22 protein-coding genes are annotated in these 20,966 nt (G+C 62.9%); 4 read left to right on the top strand and 18 right to left on the bottom strand.

Features of this window, described 5'->3' with window-relative positions:
* Positions 1-119: 119 nt before the first annotated feature.
* The 16 genes from GS_RS01080 to GS_RS01005 all read right to left on the bottom strand — a co-directional run bounded on the left by GS_RS01080 (position 120) and on the right by GS_RS01005 (position 15,530).
* Complete coding sequence (locus GS_RS01080; RefSeq protein WP_010940889.1) at positions 120-1,007, bottom strand: ATP-binding protein; 888 nt, start codon at positions 1,005-1,007, stop codon at positions 120-122.
* 365 nt (positions 1,008-1,372) lie between these two features.
* Entirely contained in the window at positions 1,373-2,881 is a 1,509-nt protein-coding gene (locus GS_RS01075) for a radical SAM protein (protein WP_010940888.1), read from the bottom strand.
* Positions 2,882-2,922: 41 nt separating this feature from the next.
* On the bottom strand, positions 2,923-3,720 hold the full coding sequence (locus tag GS_RS01070) for an ABC transporter ATP-binding protein (protein WP_010940887.1): 798 nt from the start codon (positions 3,718-3,720) through the stop codon (positions 2,923-2,925).
* Entirely contained in the window at positions 3,713-4,624 is a 912-nt protein-coding gene (locus GS_RS01065; protein ID WP_010940886.1) for an ABC transporter permease, read from the bottom strand. Before GS_RS01065 ends, GS_RS01070 begins: the two co-directional genes overlap by 8 nt.
* Before the next feature lie 16 nt (positions 4,625-4,640).
* Complete coding sequence (locus tag GS_RS01060; RefSeq protein WP_010940885.1) at positions 4,641-5,633, bottom strand: ABC transporter substrate-binding protein; 993 nt, start codon at positions 5,631-5,633, stop codon at positions 4,641-4,643.
* Positions 5,634-6,110: 477 nt separating this feature from the next.
* Complete coding sequence (locus tag GS_RS01055) at positions 6,111-6,911, bottom strand: DUF4350 domain-containing protein (RefSeq protein WP_010940883.1); 801 nt, start codon at positions 6,909-6,911, stop codon at positions 6,111-6,113.
* 171 nt (positions 6,912-7,082) lie between these two features.
* Positions 7,083-7,283, bottom strand: coding sequence for a cold-shock protein (locus tag GS_RS01050; RefSeq protein ID WP_010940882.1), 201 nt, complete (start codon positions 7,281-7,283; stop codon positions 7,083-7,085).
* Between the two features lie 195 nt (positions 7,284-7,478).
* On the bottom strand, positions 7,479-8,381 hold the full coding sequence (gene zupT, locus GS_RS01045; protein ID WP_010940881.1) for a zinc transporter ZupT: 903 nt from the start codon (positions 8,379-8,381) through the stop codon (positions 7,479-7,481).
* Entirely contained in the window at positions 8,378-9,004 is a 627-nt protein-coding gene (locus GS_RS01040; protein ID WP_010940880.1) for a TetR/AcrR family transcriptional regulator, read from the bottom strand. Before GS_RS01040 ends, zupT begins: the two co-directional genes overlap by 4 nt.
* A 24-nt stretch (positions 9,005-9,028) precedes the next feature.
* On the bottom strand, positions 9,029-10,387 hold the full coding sequence (locus GS_RS01035; RefSeq protein ID WP_010940879.1) for a B12-binding domain-containing radical SAM protein: 1,359 nt from the start codon (positions 10,385-10,387) through the stop codon (positions 9,029-9,031).
* A gap of 64 nt (positions 10,388-10,451) precedes the next feature.
* Positions 10,452-11,063, bottom strand: a complete 612-nt coding sequence (locus tag GS_RS01030) for a nucleotidyltransferase family protein (protein ID WP_010940878.1) — start codon at positions 11,061-11,063, stop codon at positions 10,452-10,454.
* The gene (locus tag GS_RS01025; protein ID WP_010940877.1) at positions 11,060-11,827 is read right to left on the bottom strand and encodes an XdhC family protein; all 768 of its coding nucleotides are present in this window, start codon (positions 11,825-11,827) and stop codon (positions 11,060-11,062) included. The genes GS_RS01030 and GS_RS01025 overlap by 4 nt, the downstream gene beginning before the upstream one ends.
* 35 nt (positions 11,828-11,862) lie before the next feature.
* A complete protein-coding gene (locus GS_RS01020) occupies positions 11,863-14,034 on the bottom strand; it encodes a xanthine dehydrogenase family protein molybdopterin-binding subunit (protein WP_010940876.1) in 2,172 nt (723 codons plus the stop codon).
* On the bottom strand, positions 14,031-14,501 hold the full coding sequence (locus tag GS_RS01015; protein ID WP_010940875.1) for a (2Fe-2S)-binding protein: 471 nt from the start codon (positions 14,499-14,501) through the stop codon (positions 14,031-14,033). The genes GS_RS01020 and GS_RS01015 overlap by 4 nt, the downstream gene beginning before the upstream one ends.
* A gap of 236 nt (positions 14,502-14,737) precedes the next feature.
* Positions 14,738-14,947, bottom strand: a complete 210-nt coding sequence (locus tag GS_RS01010; protein ID WP_010940874.1) for a hypothetical protein — start codon at positions 14,945-14,947, stop codon at positions 14,738-14,740.
* Positions 14,948-15,023: 76 nt separating this feature from the next.
* A complete protein-coding gene (locus tag GS_RS01005) occupies positions 15,024-15,530 on the bottom strand; it encodes a DUF3750 domain-containing protein (RefSeq protein ID WP_161598794.1) in 507 nt (168 codons plus the stop codon).
* A gap of 206 nt (positions 15,531-15,736) precedes the next feature.
* Between GS_RS01005 and GS_RS01000 the strand changes: the two genes are divergently transcribed.
* Both GS_RS01000 and GS_RS00995 read left to right on the top strand, forming a co-directional pair.
* A complete protein-coding gene (locus tag GS_RS01000) occupies positions 15,737-16,501 on the top strand; it encodes an SDR family oxidoreductase (RefSeq protein ID WP_010940872.1) in 765 nt (254 codons plus the stop codon).
* An 80-nt stretch (positions 16,502-16,581) separates the two neighbouring features.
* Positions 16,582-17,070 (top strand): PaaI family thioesterase, encoded by a 489-nt coding sequence (locus GS_RS00995; protein ID WP_010940871.1) that lies wholly within the window; start codon positions 16,582-16,584, stop codon positions 17,068-17,070.
* Between the two features lie 93 nt (positions 17,071-17,163).
* Here the strand turns inward: GS_RS00995 and GS_RS00990 are convergent, their stop codons facing one another.
* Both GS_RS00990 and GS_RS00985 read right to left on the bottom strand, forming a co-directional pair.
* The gene (locus GS_RS00990; protein ID WP_010940870.1) at positions 17,164-17,382 is read right to left on the bottom strand and encodes a dodecin; all 219 of its coding nucleotides are present in this window, start codon (positions 17,380-17,382) and stop codon (positions 17,164-17,166) included.
* 54 nt (positions 17,383-17,436) lie between these two features.
* Positions 17,437-18,519 (bottom strand): ADP-ribosylglycohydrolase family protein, encoded by a 1,083-nt coding sequence (locus GS_RS00985; RefSeq protein WP_010940869.1) that lies wholly within the window; start codon positions 18,517-18,519, stop codon positions 17,437-17,439.
* Positions 18,520-18,688: 169 nt separating this feature from the next.
* Between GS_RS00985 and GS_RS00980 the strand changes: the two genes are divergently transcribed.
* Together GS_RS00980 and GS_RS00970 are read left to right on the top strand one after the other, a co-directional pair.
* On the top strand, positions 18,689-19,828 hold the full coding sequence (locus tag GS_RS00980) for a PQQ-dependent sugar dehydrogenase (protein ID WP_010940868.1): 1,140 nt from the start codon (positions 18,689-18,691) through the stop codon (positions 19,826-19,828).
* 885 nt (positions 19,829-20,713) lie between these two features.
* Positions 20,714-20,914, top strand: a complete 201-nt coding sequence (locus tag GS_RS00970; protein ID WP_010940866.1) for a cold-shock protein — start codon at positions 20,714-20,716, stop codon at positions 20,912-20,914.
* The last annotated feature ends 52 nt before the right edge of the window (positions 20,915-20,966 follow it).

Raw genomic sequence — 20,966 nt, 5'->3', positions numbered from 1 at the left:
CGGGAAACGACAAACCATTTTTCGTATACAAATCGATAACTTCACCAACAGGCTCCCGTTGTATCACAAAAAATGACCGGCCACAACATCACCCCTGGCGGAGCTGTCGGGAGATCATGTTACCGCCCGCCGAGCAGGTAGCGCCCAACCCAGTGCCGTGAAAACTGAAACGCCGTCCGCCCGCATCGCTTGCTCTTGTCGTGGGACCACTGGATAGCCTCCCGCTCGATCTCCTTGGCCCAGGGAATCTCCACCCTGCGCTGGCGGGCCTCCCGCTCGATGCAGAGGCGAACCGCCTCCAGATAACGGTCCTGGGAGAAGACGTGGAAGGCAACCCACAGCCCGAAACGGTCAGAGAGGGAAATCTTTTCCTCCATGGCCTCGCTCTGCTGGAGCTCGCCGTTGACGTATTTCCACCCCACGTTGTCCGACTCGTACTCGGGGATCAGGTGCCGACGGTTTGAAGTCACGTAGATGAGCACGTTTTCCGGGGCCGAGTAGACCGAGCCGTCCAAGGCGCTCTTGAGCATCTTGTAGCTCAACTCTCCCACCTCGAAACTCAGGTCGTCACAGAGAAGGATGAAGCGGTAAGGCTCGTTCTCTACGGCAGCGAAGATCTCGGACAGATAGATCAGGTCCTCTTTCTCCACCTGGACAATCCGGAGGCCCTGAGCGGCATATTCATTCAGCAGCGCCTTGACGAGAGACGACTTCCCCGTCCCCCGCGATCCCCAGAGCAGGGCGTTGTTGGCCGGAAGCCCCCGGAGGAACTGGAGCGTGTTGTTTGTCATCACCTCTTTCTGCTTCTCGATGCCGAGCAACTCGGGCAGGGTGACGGTATCGGTCTGGCGCACCGGTTCGAGATAGCCGGAAAAAGAATGGCGGCGCCAGCTGGCGGCATGACACACGGACCAGTCCACCGGTGCCGTGGGGCGCGGCAGGAGCATTTCCACGGAGGTGAGCACCCGTTCAAGACGGGCCACGAGTTCAGGTTTCAGGTTGAACATAACGCATCTTTCTTGCCGGGCATTTGGAAAGACTAGCCTGTCACAGCTCCACCGACGGTCCCCCAAGGGAGTCGGGGATTCTCCCGGAGAAGAAAGTCCAGCTCAAAGCAGGGTGCCGGTGCGCCAGGAAATCGGCTCTATGGCTGTTGAGGCGAATCGGGGGACCCGGGCGACGCGTGGAGTCTTATCCGAGGGAGAATCCCCGGCCCCTTTACACCACCAGAAACCAGCAATGACAAAGTAGAATTAACTGCCCGTAATTTGGACTGAAAAGCCGATTGATCCTGTATACGCCACGGCCATTGACCCTGTCAAAGCAATTCTGCCCGGGATACAGGAGGCGCGGAATGGATGACGCAGCCTGATCAGGCCCCGGCGAAAAAGGGGGCATGGTTGGATGTGAAGACCGGCGGATCCCGGCGCAGGATCGGCGCCACGGCGGGATGGCGCGTGAACTCCCGGTCCAGGAAGCGCCGCACCTGCTTCCGGTCCCAGCCCCGGGGATGCCGGAAGGCGGTGTAGAGCGAGAGATCTCCCTCGTAAAACGGCGCGGTGCCGTAAGCATCGGCCTCATCTCCGCTGATCGGCATGTTGAACACCGCTAGGTTGAGGAATCCGATCTCCTCCCGGTGCTCAGCCACGAATGCCAGCGTCCGCCGGGCAGCCTCTTCCGTTTCCGCGGGGGTGCCGAACAGGAGGTAGGCGTACACGGCAATGCCCGCCGCGCTCAGGCTCCGGAGGGCCCGAGCCGCCGTTGCCAGATCGATCCCCTTGTGCAGCCGGTCCAGAACCCCCTGATCCCCCGACTCGAGCCCAAGCTTCAGCATCACGCATCCCGAGCGCCTGAGGGCCCGGCAGAAGTCGGGATCGGCCAGTTGCTCGTCAACCCTGGCGAAGCCATACCAGGGGACGCCCGGCGGGGCAGCTGCCATCCCCTGCAGGAGCGACGGACTGACGGCATTGTCAAGGAGGTGCAGCAGCGCGGGTTGGTGCCGGCTGACCAGGGTCTCCAGATCGGCCAGTACTCGCTGAACGGCGCGGGGGTGGTAGGCGTTCCCCTCGGCCCGCTCGGGACAGAAGGAACAGTGGTTCCAGTAGCAGCCGCCGGCGGCGCTGTAGGGCAGAACCAGTCCGGGGGAAAGGTAGTCGTGCAGGGGCAGCGGGTCGTAGGCGGGCGGCACCTGATGGCAGAGCGGCTCTTCGGCCCCCAGAAGCCGCAGAAGGGGCAACTCCCCGGGCCCGTCCACCAGGTGATCCACGAGGCCGCCGAACGGATTGCGCCACCCGGGGCGCCGCAGCCACGAAGTGACCAGTCCGCCGCCCAGCACCAGGGTCAGTCCGGGGAACCGCGTGCGGAGAAAGCCGATCATGGCAAAGGCAGAAACCGCTTGGCTCAGGTAGTTGAGGGACAGGCCCGCCACGCGGACACCATCCAGCAGTTTAGGCAGGCGTTGACTGAACCAGGGATGGAAGGGATTGCGCTCAGGCTCTTCCGCGGCCCTGAGCAGATCGGCGCTCGATACGGGGGAAAAGCCGTCCTGCCGGTAATCTGCAAGCCCCGGCACTGCGCCGGAGTCGCGCCCCGCCGCGGCCAGGAGCCGGTTCAGGTCGCTGACCGCACGGCGGTACCGGTCGGGGGAGCGGCAGGCGTCCATTCCCCGCAGTGTGGCCACGTGATCTGCACGGCTGCGGGATGCCCGGCGGGTCCAGGTGTCGGTAGCCGCAGACGGCTGCTCCAGCAGCCAGAGGAGCCCCTCCAGGCTGGCATCCAGCACCCGGCAGGGAAGGCCGTGGGCCCGGAGCTCACCCGCAAGGCGGGCGATGCCTGCGGGCGGTTCGCCCGGCTTGGCTACGGGGGGATGGATGAGGAGCATGGCTGAGGTCGGGACGGCGCGGGACCGGTAACGGCCCGCGCCTAGTCGTCGGATAGAAGGGTGCGGTCGTTTTCGAAGGAGGTGTGGCGGATCTGGTGGAATTTGTCGATGAGCTTCTCCACGGTCAGCGCCCGCTTCTCCTCCCCCTCGGCCTCGAAGATGATCTCCCCTTTGTCCATCATCAGGAGCCGGTTGCCGTACTCGATGGCATGGCTCATGTTGTGGGTGATCATCATGGCGGTGAGATTGTATTCCCGGATGAACTTGTCGGTGAGCTCCAGGACGATCTGGGCGTTCTTGGGGTCCAGGGCCGCCGTATGCTCGTCGAGAAGGATCAGATCCGGCCGTGAGAGGACCATCATCAGGAGCGTCAGGGCCTGGCGCTGCCCCCCGGAGAAGAGGGCAAGGTTCTCCTTCATCCGGTCCTCCAGCCCCATCTTCAGCTGGACCAGTTCCGTCCGGAAGTACTCCCGCATCTTGTGGTTCAGGCTCCTCTTGAGCCACTTGAACCCCTTTTTATAGGTGATCATCATGTTGTCTTCCAGGCTCATGGTTGAAGCGGTTCCCAGGAGCGGATTCTGGAAGATCCGGCCGATGTACCTCGCCCGCTTGTACTCGGGTTCGCGGGTGATGTTCCGGTCATTCAGGAAAATGGAGCCGGAAGAGGGGGTGATGGTCCCGGCAATGAGGTTGAAGAGGGTCGACTTGCCGGCGCCGTTGCTGCCGATGACGGTGATGAAGTCCCCCTCCCGGACCTTCAGGCTGATGTTCGAGATGGCCTGGTTCTCGTTCACCGTCCCCGGGTTGAAGATCATTGACACATTTTTGAGCTCAATCATTTTTCACCACGGCTTTAACGGCGAATTTCTTCAGCTTCCTGCTCTGGGTAAGGACCAGCAGCACGATAATCAGGATCCCCTTGATGAGGTTCAGGTCGTTGGGGGTCATGTTGATGACGTAGCCGTAGTAGCGCCCCACGTACATGACCGCGTAAAAACAGATTGAACCCAGAACGGCGCAGAGGGTGAGCACCCCGATCCGGTTGCTCTTCATGACCAGGAACTCGCCGATCATGACCGACGCCAGGCCCGAAATGATGATCCCCTGGCCGAGCCCCACATCGGCGAAGCCCAGGTACTGGGCCGCAAAGGCGCCGGAAAGGGCCACCAGCCCGTTGGAAAGGCCCAGGCCGATGGACTTGAGAGTCTTGGGGTTCACCCCCTGGGAAATGACCATCTGCTCGTTGTTCCCCATGGCCCCGATGGTGAGCCCCAGGTCGGTGCGGAAAAAGAGGTCGAGCAGGAGCTTGATCACGAGGGTCACCACCGCGAAGAAGACCAGGAGGATATACTCGTCCGGGATGATCCCCGTAAGCCGCTCGGTCACCAGGGAGAGGATCGTTTCCTGGTTCAGGAGCGGGACGTTCGCCCGGTTCCCCAGCACCCGGATGTTGACGGAGTAGAGCATGGTCATGGTCAGGATGCCGGCCAGGAGGTTCGGCACCTTCAAGTGGTTATGGATGAGGGAGGTGACCACGCCGGCGATCACCCCCCCCACGAAGGCGATGAGAAGCGCCAGCCAGAGGGTTACCCCCATCATGATGCACTGGGCCATGAGGGCCGCTCCCAGGGGAAACGACCCGTCCACCGTCAGGTCGGGAAAATCGAGTATCCGGAAGGAGATGAATACCCCCAGGACCATGATCCCGTAAATGAGTCCTTCAACAAAAATACCTTCGATCATGGAAACCTTCTTGCTGTTACTTCTTGGTCAGCTTGCCGTTCTCGACAACCTTGTTGGCGCTCTTCACGATGGCGGCCGGCACGGTGAGGCCCAGCTTCTTCGCCACGTCCAGGTTCACCAGCAGGTCCACGTCGGAAGCCTTGGTCATGAAACGGGTCGGAAGCTGCTCCGGCTTCTTGCCCTTCAGAATCTCGGCCACCATCTTGCCCGTGGCGCGCCCCATCTTGTAATAGTCGAAGCCCCAGGCCGCCAGGACGGGATGGCTCTCGGCAGAGCTCGGGTCCGCCGACATGACCGGCACCTTGTTCTTCATGGCAACGTCGGTCAGGGCGCTCATGGCCGACACCACCGTGTTGTCGGTGCTCACGTAGAGGGCGTCGACCCTGCGGATGATTGACTGGGTGGCCTGCTTAACCTCGGCGGACTTGGACACGGTGGTCTCCACGTACTGGATGCCCAGATCCTGGCATGCCTTCTTCACCACGCCGGCCAGCACCACGGCATTCTCTTCGGAGCTGGTGTAAATGTGGCCGAGCCGCTTCACCTTCTTGATCTGGAGCAGGAGCTCGATCTGCTGCTTCACGGGGGTCATGTCGGAAACGCCGGTGACGTACTTCTCACCCTTGGTCAGGGATTTCACCAGACCGGCCTTGACCGGGTCGGTCACTGCGGAAAAGACCACCGGCGTCGTTTTCAGGGTATTGACCAGGGATTGGGCGGTGGGAGTGGCGATACCCACGGCCAGGGTCACTTTCTCGGACTGGAATTTATTGGCGATGGAGGCGGCGGTGTTGGCGTCGCCGTTGGCGTTCTGCAGATCGTACTGGGCATTGATCTTCAGGGCGGCCAGCTCGTCCTGAAGCCCCTTTTCAACGGCATCCAGGGCCGGATGCGAAACGATTTTCGACACTCCGATAAGGACCTTGCCGCCGGCAGGTGCCGCCATGGCCGTCGAAAGCAGCGCAAGGGTAAGGGACATGAACACAGCCAAGAAACCGAATTTTCTCACCGGACACCTCCTGAGCTCTGGTTGATTTCCATCGGCCGATCAAGGGCTAAGACAGAATCTGCACACAATAGCACCGCTGGCTGGCCGGCGTCAACGTGATACTCTGCTGTAACCCCGGCAGAGTCATGGAATTTTGTAGATGGTAAGACACGCAAGCGTCATGATCTGCAACATCGACACATATGCGGTCAAAAGGTCTAACCAGCACTCGAGCAGCAGGCCCGACACCGCTCCAAAAACGAAACAAGGCGGCACAGTGGCCGCCTTGCTCGTACGCCTTGCATTTTTCCGCTTCGTGGTCAGGCAGACCAGAGTCATGGCCGTGACCCGGCTCCGTCCACCCTGCTTGGCCGCGGAACCCCCCCCCCCGGCGGCCGCAACCTCGTCGAGCCACGACAGATGCCGTCCTTTTTCGCGCCGACGCCCCAGATGAAGGCAACCGACCCGGAAGGGCTCAGGGAATGGGAGATGTACAGATCACATGTCCCGGCCTCGAACCTTCCCGCCGGAGAGTTTACCGCCCCCCAGCCATTGGGCGAGATTTCTCGCAAGACGCGAGTTCGCCTCATCCAGGTACCGGTTCTGGAAAATGGCATCATCACCGAAGACCAGAATGCGCCCGGCCCCGACATTCCCCTCCGCCACAACCGTGAAGCGATCCATGGCGTCGCGCTCGGTAAGCTGTTGGTCGCCATTCAGATCCACCCAGGTTTCGGCGCTCGTCCGGGCGAGCGGAGCCTGGCCGTTGAGGGCCCAGCCGCCGTAGAGGCTGAAGTGATCAATACCGGCAAAGAGGGGGTGTGCCGTCAGATCGCGCACCTGGAAGCTGATATCGTCAGTTCCCACCAGGTTGATCTGCTCATGAAGGACGCCATTGGAAAAGGCAATTCCCACCCTCTGCATGAGAGCGCCCACCGGAGGGCCGATGTGCAGCATCAGCGCGACCCTTCCCCCGCGCTCAATGAAGCGGATCACCGCATCCACCTCGGCCGGGGCCAGAGGGGCAAAGGGGCCGGAAATCACGAGGCCTGTCGCCTGCCGGAGCGACTCGTCGGTCAGCCGTTCCCGGCTGGCTGCAACCCGGAGCCCCTCCTCGCCCAAAATGGCGCCGAAGCGGGACAACTGCAGCTCCCCTTCCTGCTCAATGACGAAACACTGGCCGTGGCCCTGATCCACCATCACCAGCGGCGCGGCCCCCCAGGCCGGTATCCCGGCACACAACAACGCACCAAGCACGAGAAACAACGCAACGATTCTTTTTCCGGGCAGGCGAGACATGAATGACCCCCTCCATCAAACAGGATATTTAAGGTCCTTTTTATATCATTTGCCTCGTGCGGGGGGCAAGCGCTTTTTCGTAAACCATGGGGAGGAATCAGCCCGTTCGCATCGGACACAAAAAAAGGCCCCGGATATCTCCGGGGCCTTTCTCACTGCAGTGCGGTCAATCTATATCCGCGTCACGTTAGCGGCCTGAAGCCCCTTGGGGCCCTTGGTCACTTCGAAGGTTACCCTATCGCCTTCAGCAAGGGACTTGAAGCCGTTGCCGTTGATGGCGGAGAAATGCACGAATACGTCCTCGCCATTCTCCTGCTCAAGAAAACCAAAGCCCTTGCTGTCATTGAACCACTTCACTGTTCCGTTTACCATGTACTTGCTTTCTCCATACTTACTTTTTTGATGTGTTCCGCATCGCGCGGACATACAAACAATAGCAGGTTCAGTTTCAGGAAAACAAGAAAAAAACCCGGAACATCACAATTTTTTTTCGGTCGCGCCGGAACCGGCGGAACAACGTGTGCGCTGAGGCATCAGTGAAGCGTCTTTGGCCGTTGTGCCGCCCCCTTACTTCATCAGCAGCAGGCTCAGCGCCATGACCGCCATACCCCCCACGAGCCCCAGCAGGCTGTCGTGTCCCTTGCCGTAAGCCCGACTGGCCGGCAGCAGTTCATCCAGGCTGATGTAGACCATGATGCCCGCGACCCCGCCGAAGAGCGCTCCCGTCACTTGGTCGGGAATGGCGCCGGACGCCCCTCCCGAAAACAGCAGGAGAGCCAGGTAGCCGATGGCGGCACCGACGGGCTCGGCCATGCCGCTCAGCAAAGAAAGGGCAAATGCCTTTCGGCGATTGCCGGTCGCGTAGAAAATCGGCACGGAGACGCTGACCCCCTCGGGGATGTTGTGGAGCGCAATGGCCACGGCAATGGCGGCCCCGACACGCGGACTCTCCAGGGCAGCCAGGAATGTGGCCATCCCTTCGGGGAAGTTGTGGATCGTAATGGCAAGGGCGGTGAACAGGCCCATCCGCAGCAGGTGTCGCTGCGGCGGCCGGTGATCGTGGGTGCCGGTCGGTGCGCAGCGGGGATCGGCGGCAAGGGAGCCGAAGTCGGGCAAGGGGGCGGAGCGGTCGTGGAGGGGGGCTATCTCATGGTCGGCGTGGATCTCGTGGGGGTTTTTCGCTGCGGGAATCACGGCATCGATGAGGCCGATGCAGAGCATACCCCCGAAGAACGAAGCGGCGTTCAGCCAGTGCCCCCAGGACTCGCCGCAGGACCGCACCAGGGAGTCGAGCCCCTTGGGCAGAATTTCCACGAAGGAGACATACACCATGACGCCGGCCGAAAAGCCGGTAGCCACCGAAAGAAACCGGAAGTTCGTCCGCCTGGCGAAAAAGGCAATGGCACTGCCGATGCCGGTGGCCATACCGGCAAACAGGGTCAGGCCCAATGCAACCAGAGCGGGGTTCATGGAGCGGCCGGGCCGGAGCGGCCAAGCATGCGCGCCCCCTCTTCCGTCAGGCGGCAGCAGACCGTGCGTCGCACCAGTTCGTTGCCGCGGCGCAGGGTCGACTCGGTAACGTCTTCTCCGCCGACCTCGAGGTAATTCAGCCAGAACAGGGTCAGCAGCCAGATCTCTTCCGCGAAGAGCCCCAGTTCGTCCTCCTCCATGGGCCTGAGCACTCCCTGGGCGATGCTGCTTTTGATAGAGTGACGGACGAGCCGGAGCATGGCTTGATGGACCCTGAGATGCTTTTCGCGCAGAAGCGGGTCGCTGAGGATGAGAGAGGTCAGTTCCCGCTTGAAGAAGCGGTAGCGCCAGTTGAAGCGCTGGATCATCAGGAAGGTCTCTTCCATGGCCGCCAGGGAGCCGGCCGGATGCTCGGCGATAATCTGCTCGTAATCCTCGAAGCCCACCGCGTCCATCTGATCGAAGATCGCCCGGATGATCTCCTCCTTGTTGCGGAAATGGTAATAGAGATTGCCGGGGCTGATCTCCATGGCCGCTGCGATGTGATTGGTGGTGACCGCCTTGGTCCCCTTCTCGTTGAACAGGGTGATGGCAGTCTCGATGATCCGTTCCCTGGTAGTCATGGAAGGAGCATACGTCGGTTCCGCTCAGTAATCAAGATGGGCGGCACGCAGCCGGGCGAGAAATGTTCCGAACAGGCGCATGCGCAGCAACAGGCCGTGGAGCCCGAACTTCAGGAGCGTCGGCAGCGAGCGGTGAATCGGCACGGCCTTCCCGTAGAGGCCCGCCATTTCCTCGTAAAACTCGGGGAGCGGCAGCCGGGTCGGCAGCAGGGCGTGGAGCATGTCATACAACTCCGGTTTGGTGGAGAGGAGTTCGGCCTCCCGCGCGGCATGGAGCTCGGTTCCCGGCAGTGGCGTCATGACCGTGAAGGTGGCGTAGGTGAGCCGGAGCTTCCTGACATAGGCGACCAGGGCGCGGAAGTCGTCGCGGGAGTAGTCCGGGTCAACCATGAACGAGGCGTACATCATCACCCCGAGATCCCTGAGAATCGTTGCCGCCCTCGCCTGCTGATCGGTGGTGACACCTTTCTTCATGGCCGCCAGCCGCGCGTCCGAGAAATCCTCCATGCCTACGAACACCTGCTTCAGTCCGATGTCGGCCCAGGCGCGGAAGAGTTCCGGATGCCGCACAATGGTATCGACGCGGGCATAGAGAAAGTAGTTCTTCCTGATGCCGGCGGCCCTGATCCTGTCGGCCAGAAGCGCCATCCGCTTCGTGTCGCACATGGACTCGTCGTCGCAGAAAAAGACATTCGGCTCGGCGATCCCCTTCAGCTCCTCCACTACGCGGTCCGGGTCCCGCCGCAGGTAGGCGCCGCCGGTGATGGACCAGAGGGCGCAAAAGGTGCAGCGGGCCGTACATCCGAGAGAAGTCCTGATTGAGGCAAGGGGGGTGAACCACTCACTGAAATAGCCGGCGCGGTAGCGGGCCGTCAGATCCCGTGCCGGAAGGGGAAGTTCGTCAAGGGGGGTGTAGGGACGGGGCGGCGTGAACAGCATCCCTGCCGGTGACGGGACGCCGAGCCCGGCAATGTCCTTCAGGGGAGCGCCCCTCTCCCGGGCGGCGAGGAGTTCGCGCAGGGCGGCCACCCCCTCGCCGATCACTACGGCATCAAAGGCGCTTTCGTTGAAGTCCGCCGGCCGCACCGTGGCATGGTGCCCGCCCACCACGAGAAAGGAGTCCGGCAGCAGTTCGCGGACCTCCTTCGCAATCCGGTGCGCAATGGTGACCTGGCTCGTGAAGGCCGTCACTCCCACCACATCGGGGCGGAACTCGCCGAGTACCCGGGAAATGTCCGACTCCAGCCGCGCGTCGAGGAGGTACACCTCGTGGCCTTCGAGCCTGGCCCCGGCTCCAAGGTATTCCAGGGCAAGAGGCTCGAACAGGTAGACCTGATCCATCAGGGGATAGTGACTTGGGGGCTGGATGAGGAGAATCTTCATGGCCTGCACCTCCTAGAGTATTTACTCTATTTAGTGCAATTGCTCTATTATTGGCAAGCTTTTTTTACCGGAGCGACAGGCCCTCCTGGGGCGCCATCAGACGACAGACGTGGCGGTAATCCTCCGGCGTGTCCATGTCGATCAGGATTCCCGGATCAGCCACCGCCACGCAGCATACCCGGGCCGGATCGCACACCACCAGGTCCCGGAGGGTCAGTCCGTCCTCCAGTTCGGCCAGCACAGGCAGGGGGAAGAGAAGCGGATGCCCCCGTCGGCCGCCGTGGGTAGGAATGATGATCCGGCCGGGCTCCGTTGCGTGGCGATCCCGAAGGCGGGCAACGGTCCCCGCCGCCACCAGGGGCTGGTCGCAGAGGGAGACGATAACTCCGCCCACGGCACTCCCGAAGGCGTCACGTCCCGCCCGGACCGACGATGCCATGTCCCCTTCGCGGTCCGGGTTGACCACTACTCGCACGCCATGGCCGGCTGCGGCCCGGGCCACCTGCTCCCCATCAGCCGAGACGACCACCGCAATCTCTCCGACACCGCCCCTTCTCAGGGTGTCGAGGCAGCGCCCCAGCACCGTGGTGTTCCCCAGGGGCAGGAGCTGCTTGCACCGCCCCATGCGGATGGAGCGGCCGGCAGCAAGCAGCAGTGCCGCTACGGAGCCCCTCATGCCTGCCTCCTGAGCTTCACCAGCTGTCCCACGATACTGACCGCGATCTCCTCCGGGGTCTGGGCACCGATGTCGAGGCCCACCGGCGTCACCACCCGGGCCTGGCGTCCCGCCTCGTACCCCTCCTCCGTCAGGGTTTTCATGAGTGCCTCCCGTTTGCGGCGACTGCCGAGCAGTCCGATGAATCCGACTTCCGTGGCAAGACACCCCCGCACGGCATCGAAGTCATGAACATGTCCCGGCGTGGCAATGACCGCGAAACTCTCCCGATCCAGCGTCAGCCGCGCGAACGCCGCACCGACCGGGACGCAGACGATCTCATCGGCCCCCGGCAGTAGTGCCGGAACGGCGTATTCGGGGCGCTCGTCAACCACGATCACCCGAAAGCCGCAGCCGTGGGCAAGGGCCGTAACAGCCCGCCCCACGTGACCGGCACCGAACATGACCAGCAGCGGCCGACGCCCTTGGGGCTCTATAAAGACCGACATGCTGCCGCCGCAGGCGTAGCCGTGCTCTTCGGTCAGAACGAACTCCAGGGTGCGGGGTGCCCCCTCCGCCAGGGACGCTCGGGCCGCCGCCAGGGTGTCCTGCTCGACATGCCCGCCGCCGACGGTGCCCAGGGCGCTGCCGTCACCCCGAATGAGCATCTTGGCGCCTGCCTTGCGGGGTGACGAGCCCGAGCTCGCCACCACCGTTGCCAGCGCAAAAGGCTCGCCCAGCCGGGCGAGCCGCGCCATTTCCTCGTACAGTTCCAGATCGGTCACTGATATGTCCTTTTCGATTCGATGAGTTCAGCCCCTCAGGCGGCCCGGCCGCCGGCCCGCTTGACGGTTTCCGGTGTCAGCGGCAGCGATCTTACCCGGATGCCGCTGGCCGCGAACAGGGCATTGGCCACCGCCGGCGCGATCGGCGGCACCCCCGGTTCCCCGATGCCGCCCGGGTCCTCCCCGCTCAGGACGATGTGCACCTCTACCGTGGGCATCTCCGCCATGCGAACCAGGGGATAGTCGTCGAAGTTCCCCTGCTCGACCCTGCCGTTCCTGAGGGTTATGGCCCCGTGCAGGGCAGCGGAAAGGCCGAAGGTGATCCCCGACTCCATCTGGGCCTCGATGGTGTCAGGATTGACGATGCGACCGCAATCCACTGCGCAGACTACCCGGTGGACCCTGATCCGTCCGTCGCCGGACAGTGAGACTTCGGCCACCTGGGCAATGAAGCTGCCGAAGGACTCGTGCACGGCAATGCCCCGCCCACGGCCTTTGGGCAGTGGCTTTCCCCAGCCGGCCTTCCGGGCGGCGGTTTCCAGGACCTTCAGGTGACGCGGATGCTTCGCCAGCAGGGCACGGCGGTACTGGTAAGGATCCTTGCCGGCCGCGTGGGCAAGTTCGTCCAGGAAGCTCTCTACCACAAAGGCGGTGTGAGAATGTCCCACCGACCGCCACCAGAGCACCGGCACGGGATTCCTGGGGCTATGCAGCTCCACCTGGAGATTGGGGATGGCGTAGGGGGTGTCGGCGGCCCCCTCCACAGACGTATCGTCAATGCCGTTCCTGATCATCGCCTCGAAGGGGGTCCCGATCATGATCGACTGCCCTACGATGCAGTGATGCCAGGCCAGCGGATACCCCCTCCCGTCCAGACAGGCTGCCACGCGGTCGCGCCACAGGGGGCGGTAGAAGCCGGCCCGCATGTCGTCCTCCCGGGTGCGGATCACCATGACCGGTTTGCCGACGGTCTTGGCCACCTGTACCGCCTCGATCACGAAATCAGATGCCGGGCAGGCCCGGCGGCCAAAGCCGCCCCCCAGAAAAGTGGTCTCCAGAGTGACCTGCTCGGGCTTGAGTCCGGCCACCCGGGCCGCGGCATTGCGGTCGCCGGTCTGAAACTGGCTGCCGGTACGGATGAGGCAGCTGTCGCTCTGTAAATCCACGAAACAGTTCAGGGGCTCCATGGTGGCATGGGCCAGGTAGGGAACCTCGTACTCAGCCTCGAACCGCCGGGCGGCTTTCGCCAACTCGGCCGGGGCGTCGCCGTCCTTCCGGGCCACGGCGCCCGGGGTGGCTGCCAGGCGGGCATACTCCTCTCTCATGGCGTCCGTCGAGACCCGCGCCCCGTCCCCTTCGTCCCAGGAAATCGCCAGAGCCTCCCGTCCCTTCAGTGCCGGCCAGAAGCCGTCGGCCACCACCGCGACCCCCGCATCCACCGCCACCACGTCCAGAACGCCCGGCACCGCCTTAGCCTTGGCAGCATCGAAGCCTTTCACCGTGCCGCCAAAGACCGGCGGCCGGGCTATGAGGGCGGTCAGCATGCCGGGAGCCCGGACATCGATGCCGAATACGGCCGTACCCTTGATCTTGGCCGGACTGTCCAGACGTTTGAGCGGCTTCCCGAGAAGGGTCTTGGCGCCCGGTTTCAGTTTCGGCTCCTTGGGTACGGGCAGGGAGGCTGCCTTGGGGGCCAGGGTGCCGAAGCTGAGCTTCCGGCCCCCGGGACCGAGCACGAACCCCTTCTCGGCCCGGCAGGCAGCCGGCTCCACTCGCCATTCCTGCGCCGCCGCCGCGATCAGCATCTCGCGCGCCGCCGCGCCGGCAAGAGAAAGCCGGGACCACTCGGAGCGGACGCTGGTGCTGCCGCCGGTGACCATGATCGGCCCGAACTGGGTGTGGTTGTATTCCGGCGCCACCGGCGAGGGCCTGAAGGTCACCCGCTTCCAGTCGCAGCAAAGTTCCTCGGCCACCAGCATGGGGAGCGAAGTGTAGACACCCTGCCCCATTTCAGACTTGTTGACAATGACGGTTACGCGTTCGTCAGTGCCGATATGCAGAAAGGCGTTGGGCGTGAATGCCTCCGCCGTTGCAGCAGCGGCATCTCGTCGCCCCAGGGGGAGATGGCAGGCCAGCAGCAGCCCGCCGGCAGCCAGGGCACTGGTCTTCATGAACTGTCGGCGACTCACTCCATTGTCATTGCTCATGACCGGCTCCCTCCCTTCCGGGCCCTTCTGCCGCCGGCGGCATGAATTGCACGGCGGATGCGGCCGTAGGTTCCGCAGCGGCAGAGATTGCCGCTCATGGCGCTGTCGATGTCGGCGTCGGTGGGGCTGGGCTTGCTGGCCAACAGGGCCACGGCGGACATGATCTGGCCCGGCTGGCAATAGCCGCACTGGGACACATCCTGGGCCAGCCAGGACTTCTTGACCGGATGGTTCTCCGGGATGCCTTCGATGGTGACTACCTTTTTCCCCTGCACGTCACCGACCGGGGTGATGCAGGAGCGCTCGGGGCGACCGTCGATGTGGACTGTGCAGGCTCCGCAGAGCCCCTCGCCGCATCCGTACTTGGTTCCCGTAAGCCCCAGCTTATCGCGCAGCACCCACAAGAGAGGTGTGTCCGGGCTCACGTCCACTCGCTGCTCTTTTCCGTTCACCAGAAAAACAATCATGACGCGCCTCCTTTTCCCCGAGTCTCCGCAGAGATCCGGAGAAAAGTATAACGCTCAGCAGGGGTGCCGCAACAAACAGTTAAAATAAGGCAAAAAACTCCGCTGGAGAGCTCAGCCTATCCTCCGCTGGTGGACAAAAAAAATGCCCCGGATTCCTCCGAAGCCTTCCGTGACCACGCATCGCCGTTTTCACGCAACCTTCATGCGCATCGGCAGAAGTTCCTGCCTTTCTCCCCCTAACTCAGGTTGTCGTAGTCGCCGCTCGTGTAGGGGAACGTATCGTGCTTCACTTCATGGCTCAGGTCGGCAATGGTCCCGCACAGATCACACCGGTATTTGTCACCGATGGCCGTGTAGGAATCATGTCCGCATGCTCCGCTCCACGTCTTGATGTCGCATCTCTCCGTGGACGGACTGCCGGTTGTTGTTTTGCGTGTGTCCAACATGACCATGCACCCCCTTCCATATAATTATTGTATCACGGTTGGGGGCAAGGGGGCGCCGCCATCCTGGGCCCCGCGCTCAGTCGCCGTAGCCGCTGCCGAGTGCGGAAAAGGGGAGGTCCAGGTCGAGTTGGGGTACCTGCCGGGAAATCCAGGCCGTGAACGTATTACTGTTGGGTCCCGGGAAAGCCTGGTAGGTACCGGCCCACGGATAGGAGCGGGCCGCCCGGTCCACCGCGTCGATCAGTTCATCAACCCCTGCGCCCCGATGCTCTTTGAGCAGCCGGGGTTTTTCACCGAACCAGAAGCGGTCGGGCAGGTCCTTTTCGATGCGCACCACCGGCTGCCCCCGATGCAATCGCCACCCCACCACCTCGTACACGGTGTACCCAGGCTCACCGGTACCCTTAGCGGCGATCCATGTGTGGATCGCAAACCATCCTCGCCAGCCCCACGCCCGGGCGCCGTACACCTGGAGCACCGCTTCCTTCGTCACCGCCGGGTCCGGCGCGATGCCCGCAGGCTCACGACTGGCGGTGCGCCAATCCTTTCCGGAGATGCAGCCGGCCAGGGCTAGCATCACCATGCTGAGCAGCAGGATTCTTTTCAAGTGAGTCCTCCGAAAGAGAGTGAGGGAGATGCTGGAATTCCGAGGGCACGCAGACGGCAATTGACATCTCCGGAGTTGTGCCTGCCTGGCCCGAAACGCCGGGAATATTCATCAGTGGCTTGCGCACCGCGAAAATACGGTGCATAGTCTCTGGCATCACTGCAACCTCAGGGGAGGATCACATGAGCAGAACGGTATTCATCACCGGGGCGTCGGCGGGGTTCGGCGCGGCATGCGCCCGGCTCTTCGCCGACAGGGGAGACCGGCTGGTTCTGGCGGCCCGCCGGGAGGAACCGCTCCTGGCGCTCAGGGACGAATTGGCGCCGCGGACGGAGGTGCACGCCGTCACCCTTGACGTGCGGCGGCGCAAGGCGGTGCAGGATGCGATTGAGGGGCTGCCCGACGCTTTCAGCCAAATCGACATCCTCGTCAACAACGCGGGGCTCGCGCTGGGACTGGAGCCGGCCCACGAGACGAACCCGGACGACTGGGACGCCATGGTCGACACCAACATCAAGGGGCTGATCTACTGCACCCGCTTTCTCCTTCCGGGCATGGTGGCCCGCAACCGGGGACATATCGTCAACATCGGGTCGGTGGCCGGTTCCTGGCCCTATCCCGGCGGCAACGTCTACGGGGGCACCAAGGCGTTCGTGGAGCAGTTTTCCCGTAACCTCCGGGCCGATCTGCTGGGGAAGCAGGTGCGGGTCACCTGCCTGGCGCCGGGGATGGCCGAAACCGAGTTCTCCATGGTCCGCTTCAAGGGCGATGCGGAACGGGCGGCCCAGGTCTACGCCGGGACCCAGGCCCTCACGGCCGAGGACATCGCGGGCATCGTCGCCTGGGTGACGGAACTCCCGCCCCATGTGAACGTCAACGCCCTGGAGGTCATGTCGATCTATCAGTCGTGGGGGCCGCTGGCGGTCCATCGGGATGGGGCGAACTGACCCCCCGCCCGCCCGTATCGCCGCACTGCATTATCACCGCATCCCGCGCCGGGATGCGTACGCTACGGAGGAAACTAATCGTGTCAGAAACATCACCTCAACAGGGTGCCGAAAGCATCTGCCCGCCTGTCGACCTGAGCGGTGATGCCGGCTGGGTCCCCTTTGATGCACCGTCGCTGGTCGGCGAATCGCTCCGCTTTGTTTCCGGAGAGCCCGACGGCAACCGCTTCCGGGTTCGCTACTATCGCGACAGCGAACAGCATCTCCATGCCCGCATCTGGTTCGGCCCCGAGACCGAAGGCCCGCCGGGCCACGCCCACGGCGGGGCGGTCTCCGCCGTGATGGACGAAGCACTGGGCCTTGCCGCATGGGCCGCCGGCTACCCCATTGTAGTGGGGAACCTCAACATCAGCTTCCGCACCATGCTCCCCCTCCAGAAGGTAGTCACCGTGGAAAGCCGCGTCGTCTCCGCCCAGGGCCGGAAGGTCATGGTTCACGGCCGGCTCTTCTGCGGCGATGCGGTCTATGCGGAAGGGGAGTGCCTCTGCATCACCCTGCCGGGGCGCTGACCGGGCAGTCCCCATCTCCGGCGGAACCCGGACGGTCAGCCGCCCTCCCCCGGGTTCCGCCCCCCCCGAATGCCCGCCGGCCGGAAAGCTCCGTCAGTCCTTCAGCTCGAAGGAAACCTTCAACACCACCTGGTATTCAGCCACCTTGCCATCGGCACCGATGTGACCGCGGACTTCCTGCACCTCGAACCAAGAGAGCTTGTCAAGGGAGTTCCGGGCCCTGACCAGGGCCGTCTCGATGGCCCCCTCGATGCTCACGCCAGACACGCCGATGATCTCCACCTTCTTGTAGATTCTGTCCTTGCCGTACATGACTGCCTCCTTTCATCCCCGAGGGGCGGCTGCTACGGGACTCTGCCCGTTCGTTCAGGCACAAACCTGTGCGGCCAGGTCGTCGGCCAGCCGGCACAGGGTGGCGGATTCCTCCAGGCTGTCGATAAAGCGCCAGGGGATGCGCGAAAGGCCGACCTGGGCGCCGACCAGGGCACCGGCAAGCATGGCCCGGGCCTGGTTCTGGCCGCCGCCGTTGACGGCATGGAGGACCGCGGCCTCGAAATCGTCGCGGAAACGGGCCGCCAGATAGTAGACCGCCGGCAGAATGTGGTAGATGGCGCAGGGCATGCCGTAGACGACAGAGACCTTCCATGCTGGCTCGATCCGGACCTGGGGGTCCGCCGCGGCTGCCGCCATGTAGGACGGGGTCAGCAGGGCGTCGGGAGAAGCGAACTTGCCCGCCCGGGGGGGATCCGGCTCACCGGGGCGGGGCGGCTGCAGGTTGCCGGTGGTGACTGCGTGAAACGGCAGTTCCCCGCGCGCAACCAGCGCCATGAGCCTGGCCGACAGGTCTGCGTCGAGGGGATGCCCCCGCACCAGCATCCCCAGCACCGCACCGTAGGCGGTGGTCATTGACACGACGGTGTCGTCGATCTGGGTAAGGACGCAGTTGCCCGCCACGGCGGCGGCAAGGCGCGCGGGCTCGCATGCGTAGCGCACCGCAAGGGCGAGGGTCCGCTCCGCCGCCTCGGTGGTGTCGGCATGGCCGCCGGTCCTGCCCCACGGAAGTTTCAGCTCCACCCGCTGCCGCCACAACTCGCGGATGGACTGGCTGGTATAGCCGCCCGGACCGCACACGGGGGTCCCGTCCAGCAGCGGCAGCAACTCCTCATCCAGGCGGCGGCAGAAATCCGCCTCGTCATAGCCGCCGCACGCCACCAGGGAACGAAGCAGCAGTTTCAGGATGTACCCCGCCTGGGAAAGCTGGCCAGCTTTCAGTCCTGCATGGTAGCGGTCCGGCCGGGGGTCGGTATAGTCGGAGATCCACGGGCCGAAGTCCCGGCGCATCTCATCGAGATCGTAATACCAGTGGGGCCCCAGGCCCAGGGCCTCGCCCACGAAGGCGCCCATGACGGCGCCCGCGGCCCGGTCCCGGATGGTGGTTGCTTCAGACATGCTGACCCTCCCTCTCCGGTGGAGACGCGGGACCGACCTCGGCCCGCGGACAAAGACACCGGTCGTTATGGAAGGATAACAAGGACGGGGCATCAGTCAACGAAGCCTTGCGCATCGTCCCGCCGTGGTACACTTGAGGGACACGAACAAGCTGTCGCGGGAGGTTTCCATGCACCCGATCAAAACCCTTCGATTCCTGCTTGCCCACCTGTTCCTGCTGGCTGCTGCCACGGGCTGCAACGCCGCCCGGACGCTGCCGGCCGCCATCACGCTCCCCCCCGGATTCAGCATCGCCGTTTATGCCGACAACGTGCCGGGGGCCCGCTCCATGGCCCTCGGCGCCAAGGGGACCCTGTTCGTGGGGAGCCGTGGGGAGGGCAAGGTCTACGCCCTGGCGGACCGCAACAGCGACCAGGTGGCCGACGAGGTAATCACCATCGCCAAGGGGCTGCAGATGCCCAACGGTGTGGCCTTCCGAAACGGCTCCCTCTACGTTGCAGAGGTGAGCCGGGTGCTGCGGTACGACGCCATCGAAGAGCGCCTGAAAAATCCCCCGCCGCCGGTCGTCGTCAACGACTCCTTCCCGGACAGGACCCACCACGGCTGGAAATTCATCCGTTTCGGCCCCGACGGCAGGCTCTACGTGCCGGTGGGGGCCCCGTGCAACGTCTGCGAGGAAAAGGACCCCCGTTTCGCCACCATCATGCGAATGAATCCGGACGGCACCGGCCTGGAGATCTTCGCCAACGGAGTCCGCAACACGGTGGGCTTTGACTGGCACCCCCGCACCGGCGAACTCTGGTTCACGGACAACGGCCGCGACTGGCTGGGGAACGACCTGCCGCCGGACGAGCTCAACCGGGCGCCCCGGTCCGGTCTCCACTTCGGTTTTCCCTATCGGCACGGCCGCGACATCCCCGACCCCGAATTCGACGCAAAGCGCAAGCCCGACCAACTCGTGGCGCCGGAGATGGAGCTTGGCCCCCACGTGGCAGCCCTGGGCATGCGCTTCTACAACGGCACCATGTTCCCCGAACGCTATCGCAACCAGATCTTCATCGCCGAACACGGCTCCTGGAACCGGAGCGAACGGATCGGCTACCGCGTCGTCCTGGTGCGCCTCGAAGGGAACCGCGCCGTCTCCTACGAGCCCTTTGCCGAGGGATGGCTTGACAACGACAAGGTCTGGGGCCGGCCCGTTGATGTGCAGGTAATGCCCGACGGCAGCCTGCTCGTTTCCGACGACAAGGCCGGGGCCATCTACCGCATCAGCTACCGGCAACAGCCGCTGGCCCATGGCGCGCAGTGAGTGCATCTCCTGCATACTTAGCCCCCCTGCGAAGGGATCACCCGCTTGGGGCCGTTGCAGCCGATCTTTGCCACGTTGCACGAGCCGCAGGATCAAACCGCCACAAATGCCGGCACACGCTTGTATTCCGTTCCTAAAGAAAGAGGGGACACCATGGCACCCGACACACAATGACAAAGGCGGTCCTTGATGGGCCGCCTGTCTTAACACAAGATGTCGCCGAGGCACTCTCCGCGATACTTACTTTTTTTTGGTCATCCGGGGGGGGCGAGAAGGCTTTGCCACAACAGCAGCTTCAGGTGGAGGAACATATGAGTCCGGGGCAGCGGGTTCGAGCGTACAGAAGTACGATGCCGCTATCTTGCGGCTTTTTCCGTCACTGAACTGGATCATTGCCAAGGTAGCCGTCACTTCCAGAACCTTGCCGGAGCCCCATCCCAGCCCACCAGTGTGACTAACAATATTACCGACTTTAATAGTCATTTGAGTAACCCCGCTTTCTTTTATTGAGGTGAATGATTTGTCAAAACCTCCGGAACCTGATAATGCGTAGAAAACAAATCCTAGAATCCAACAATACTCCTATTTAGTTTAAAACCATACAATAATATTTCTATCGATCAATTAATGTTATATACAATCTATTTATTATCCATAAAATACTTACAACACTCTCAATATACTAGGAATTTTCAATAGCCACATCAAGCTAATGAAAGAAAAATCCCTTCATGATGTATTGGCAATCTACTCAAAATAGCCCTATTTGCTCCCTCTAAATAATATAAATAGGTTGACTTACCTGGAACAAAACTGTTAGGTTCGATACAAGTTCGGCATGACGCCTGACAAAAACAACAGGAAGTATCAGGAGAAAGTACACACATGGTAAACGGTACGGTAAAATGGTTCAACGACAGCAAGGGGTTTGGTTTTCTTGAGCAGGAAAATGGTGAAGACGTGTTTTGTCATTTTTCCGCCATTTCGGGTGACGGATTCAAATCCCTTACTGAAGGCGATAGAGTAACGTTTGAAATCACCAAGGGGCCGAAAGGCCTCCAGGCTGCAAACGTGACCAGAGCGTAACCGCTTGTCCCCAGCAGACAAAAAAGCCCCGGGTACCCCCGGGGCTTTTTTG

The sequence above is a fragment of the Geobacter sulfurreducens PCA genome (assembly GCF_000007985.2).
Classification (GTDB): Bacteria; Desulfobacterota; Desulfuromonadia; order Geobacterales; family Geobacteraceae; genus Geobacter; species Geobacter sulfurreducens.
This window is presented reverse-complemented; position numbering and strand designations above follow the sequence as displayed.

Coding starts and splice junctions, on each gene's coding strand:
- GS_RS01080 (WP_010940889.1), bottom strand. CDS start 1,007: ATGTTCAACCTGAAACCTGAACTCGTGGCCCGTCTTGAACGGGTGCTC.
- GS_RS01040 (WP_010940880.1), bottom strand. CDS start 9,004: ATGACTACCAGGGAACGGATCATCGAGACTGCCATCACCCTGTTCAAC.
- GS_RS01010 (WP_010940874.1), bottom strand. CDS start 14,947: ATGTTGGACACACGCAAAACAACAACCGGCAGTCCGTCCACGGAGAGA.
- GS_RS01015 (WP_010940875.1), bottom strand. CDS start 14,501: ATGATTGTTTTTCTGGTGAACGGAAAAGAGCAGCGAGTGGACGTGAGC.
- GS_RS01020 (WP_010940876.1), bottom strand. CDS start 14,034: ATGAGCAATGACAATGGAGTGAGTCGCCGACAGTTCATGAAGACCAGT.
- GS_RS01065 (WP_010940886.1), bottom strand. CDS start 4,624: ATGATCGAAGGTATTTTTGTTGAAGGACTCATTTACGGGATCATGGTC.
- GS_RS00970 (WP_010940866.1), top strand. CDS start 20,714: ATGGTAAACGGTACGGTAAAATGGTTCAACGACAGCAAGGGGTTTGGT.
- GS_RS01070 (WP_010940887.1), bottom strand. CDS start 3,720: ATGATTGAGCTCAAAAATGTGTCAATGATCTTCAACCCGGGGACGGTG.
- zupT (WP_010940881.1), bottom strand. CDS start 8,381: ATGAACCCCGCTCTGGTTGCATTGGGCCTGACCCTGTTTGCCGGTATG.
- GS_RS01055 (WP_010940883.1), bottom strand. CDS start 6,911: ATGTCTCGCCTGCCCGGAAAAAGAATCGTTGCGTTGTTTCTCGTGCTT.
- GS_RS01075 (WP_010940888.1), bottom strand. CDS start 2,881: ATGCTCCTCATCCATCCCCCCGTAGCCAAGCCGGGCGAACCGCCCGCA.
- GS_RS01030 (WP_010940878.1), bottom strand. CDS start 11,063: ATGAGGGGCTCCGTAGCGGCACTGCTGCTTGCTGCCGGCCGCTCCATC.
- GS_RS01005 (WP_161598794.1), bottom strand. CDS start 15,530: ATGGTGATGCTAGCCCTGGCCGGCTGCATCTCCGGAAAGGATTGGCGC.
- GS_RS00980 (WP_010940868.1), top strand. CDS start 18,689: ATGCACCCGATCAAAACCCTTCGATTCCTGCTTGCCCACCTGTTCCTG.
- GS_RS01035 (WP_010940879.1), bottom strand. CDS start 10,387: ATGAAGATTCTCCTCATCCAGCCCCCAAGTCACTATCCCCTGATGGAT.
- GS_RS01000 (WP_010940872.1), top strand. CDS start 15,737: ATGAGCAGAACGGTATTCATCACCGGGGCGTCGGCGGGGTTCGGCGCG.
- GS_RS00990 (WP_010940870.1), bottom strand. CDS start 17,382: ATGTACGGCAAGGACAGAATCTACAAGAAGGTGGAGATCATCGGCGTG.
- GS_RS00985 (WP_010940869.1), bottom strand. CDS start 18,519: ATGTCTGAAGCAACCACCATCCGGGACCGGGCCGCGGGCGCCGTCATG.
- GS_RS01050 (WP_010940882.1), bottom strand. CDS start 7,283: ATGGTAAACGGAACAGTGAAGTGGTTCAATGACAGCAAGGGCTTTGGT.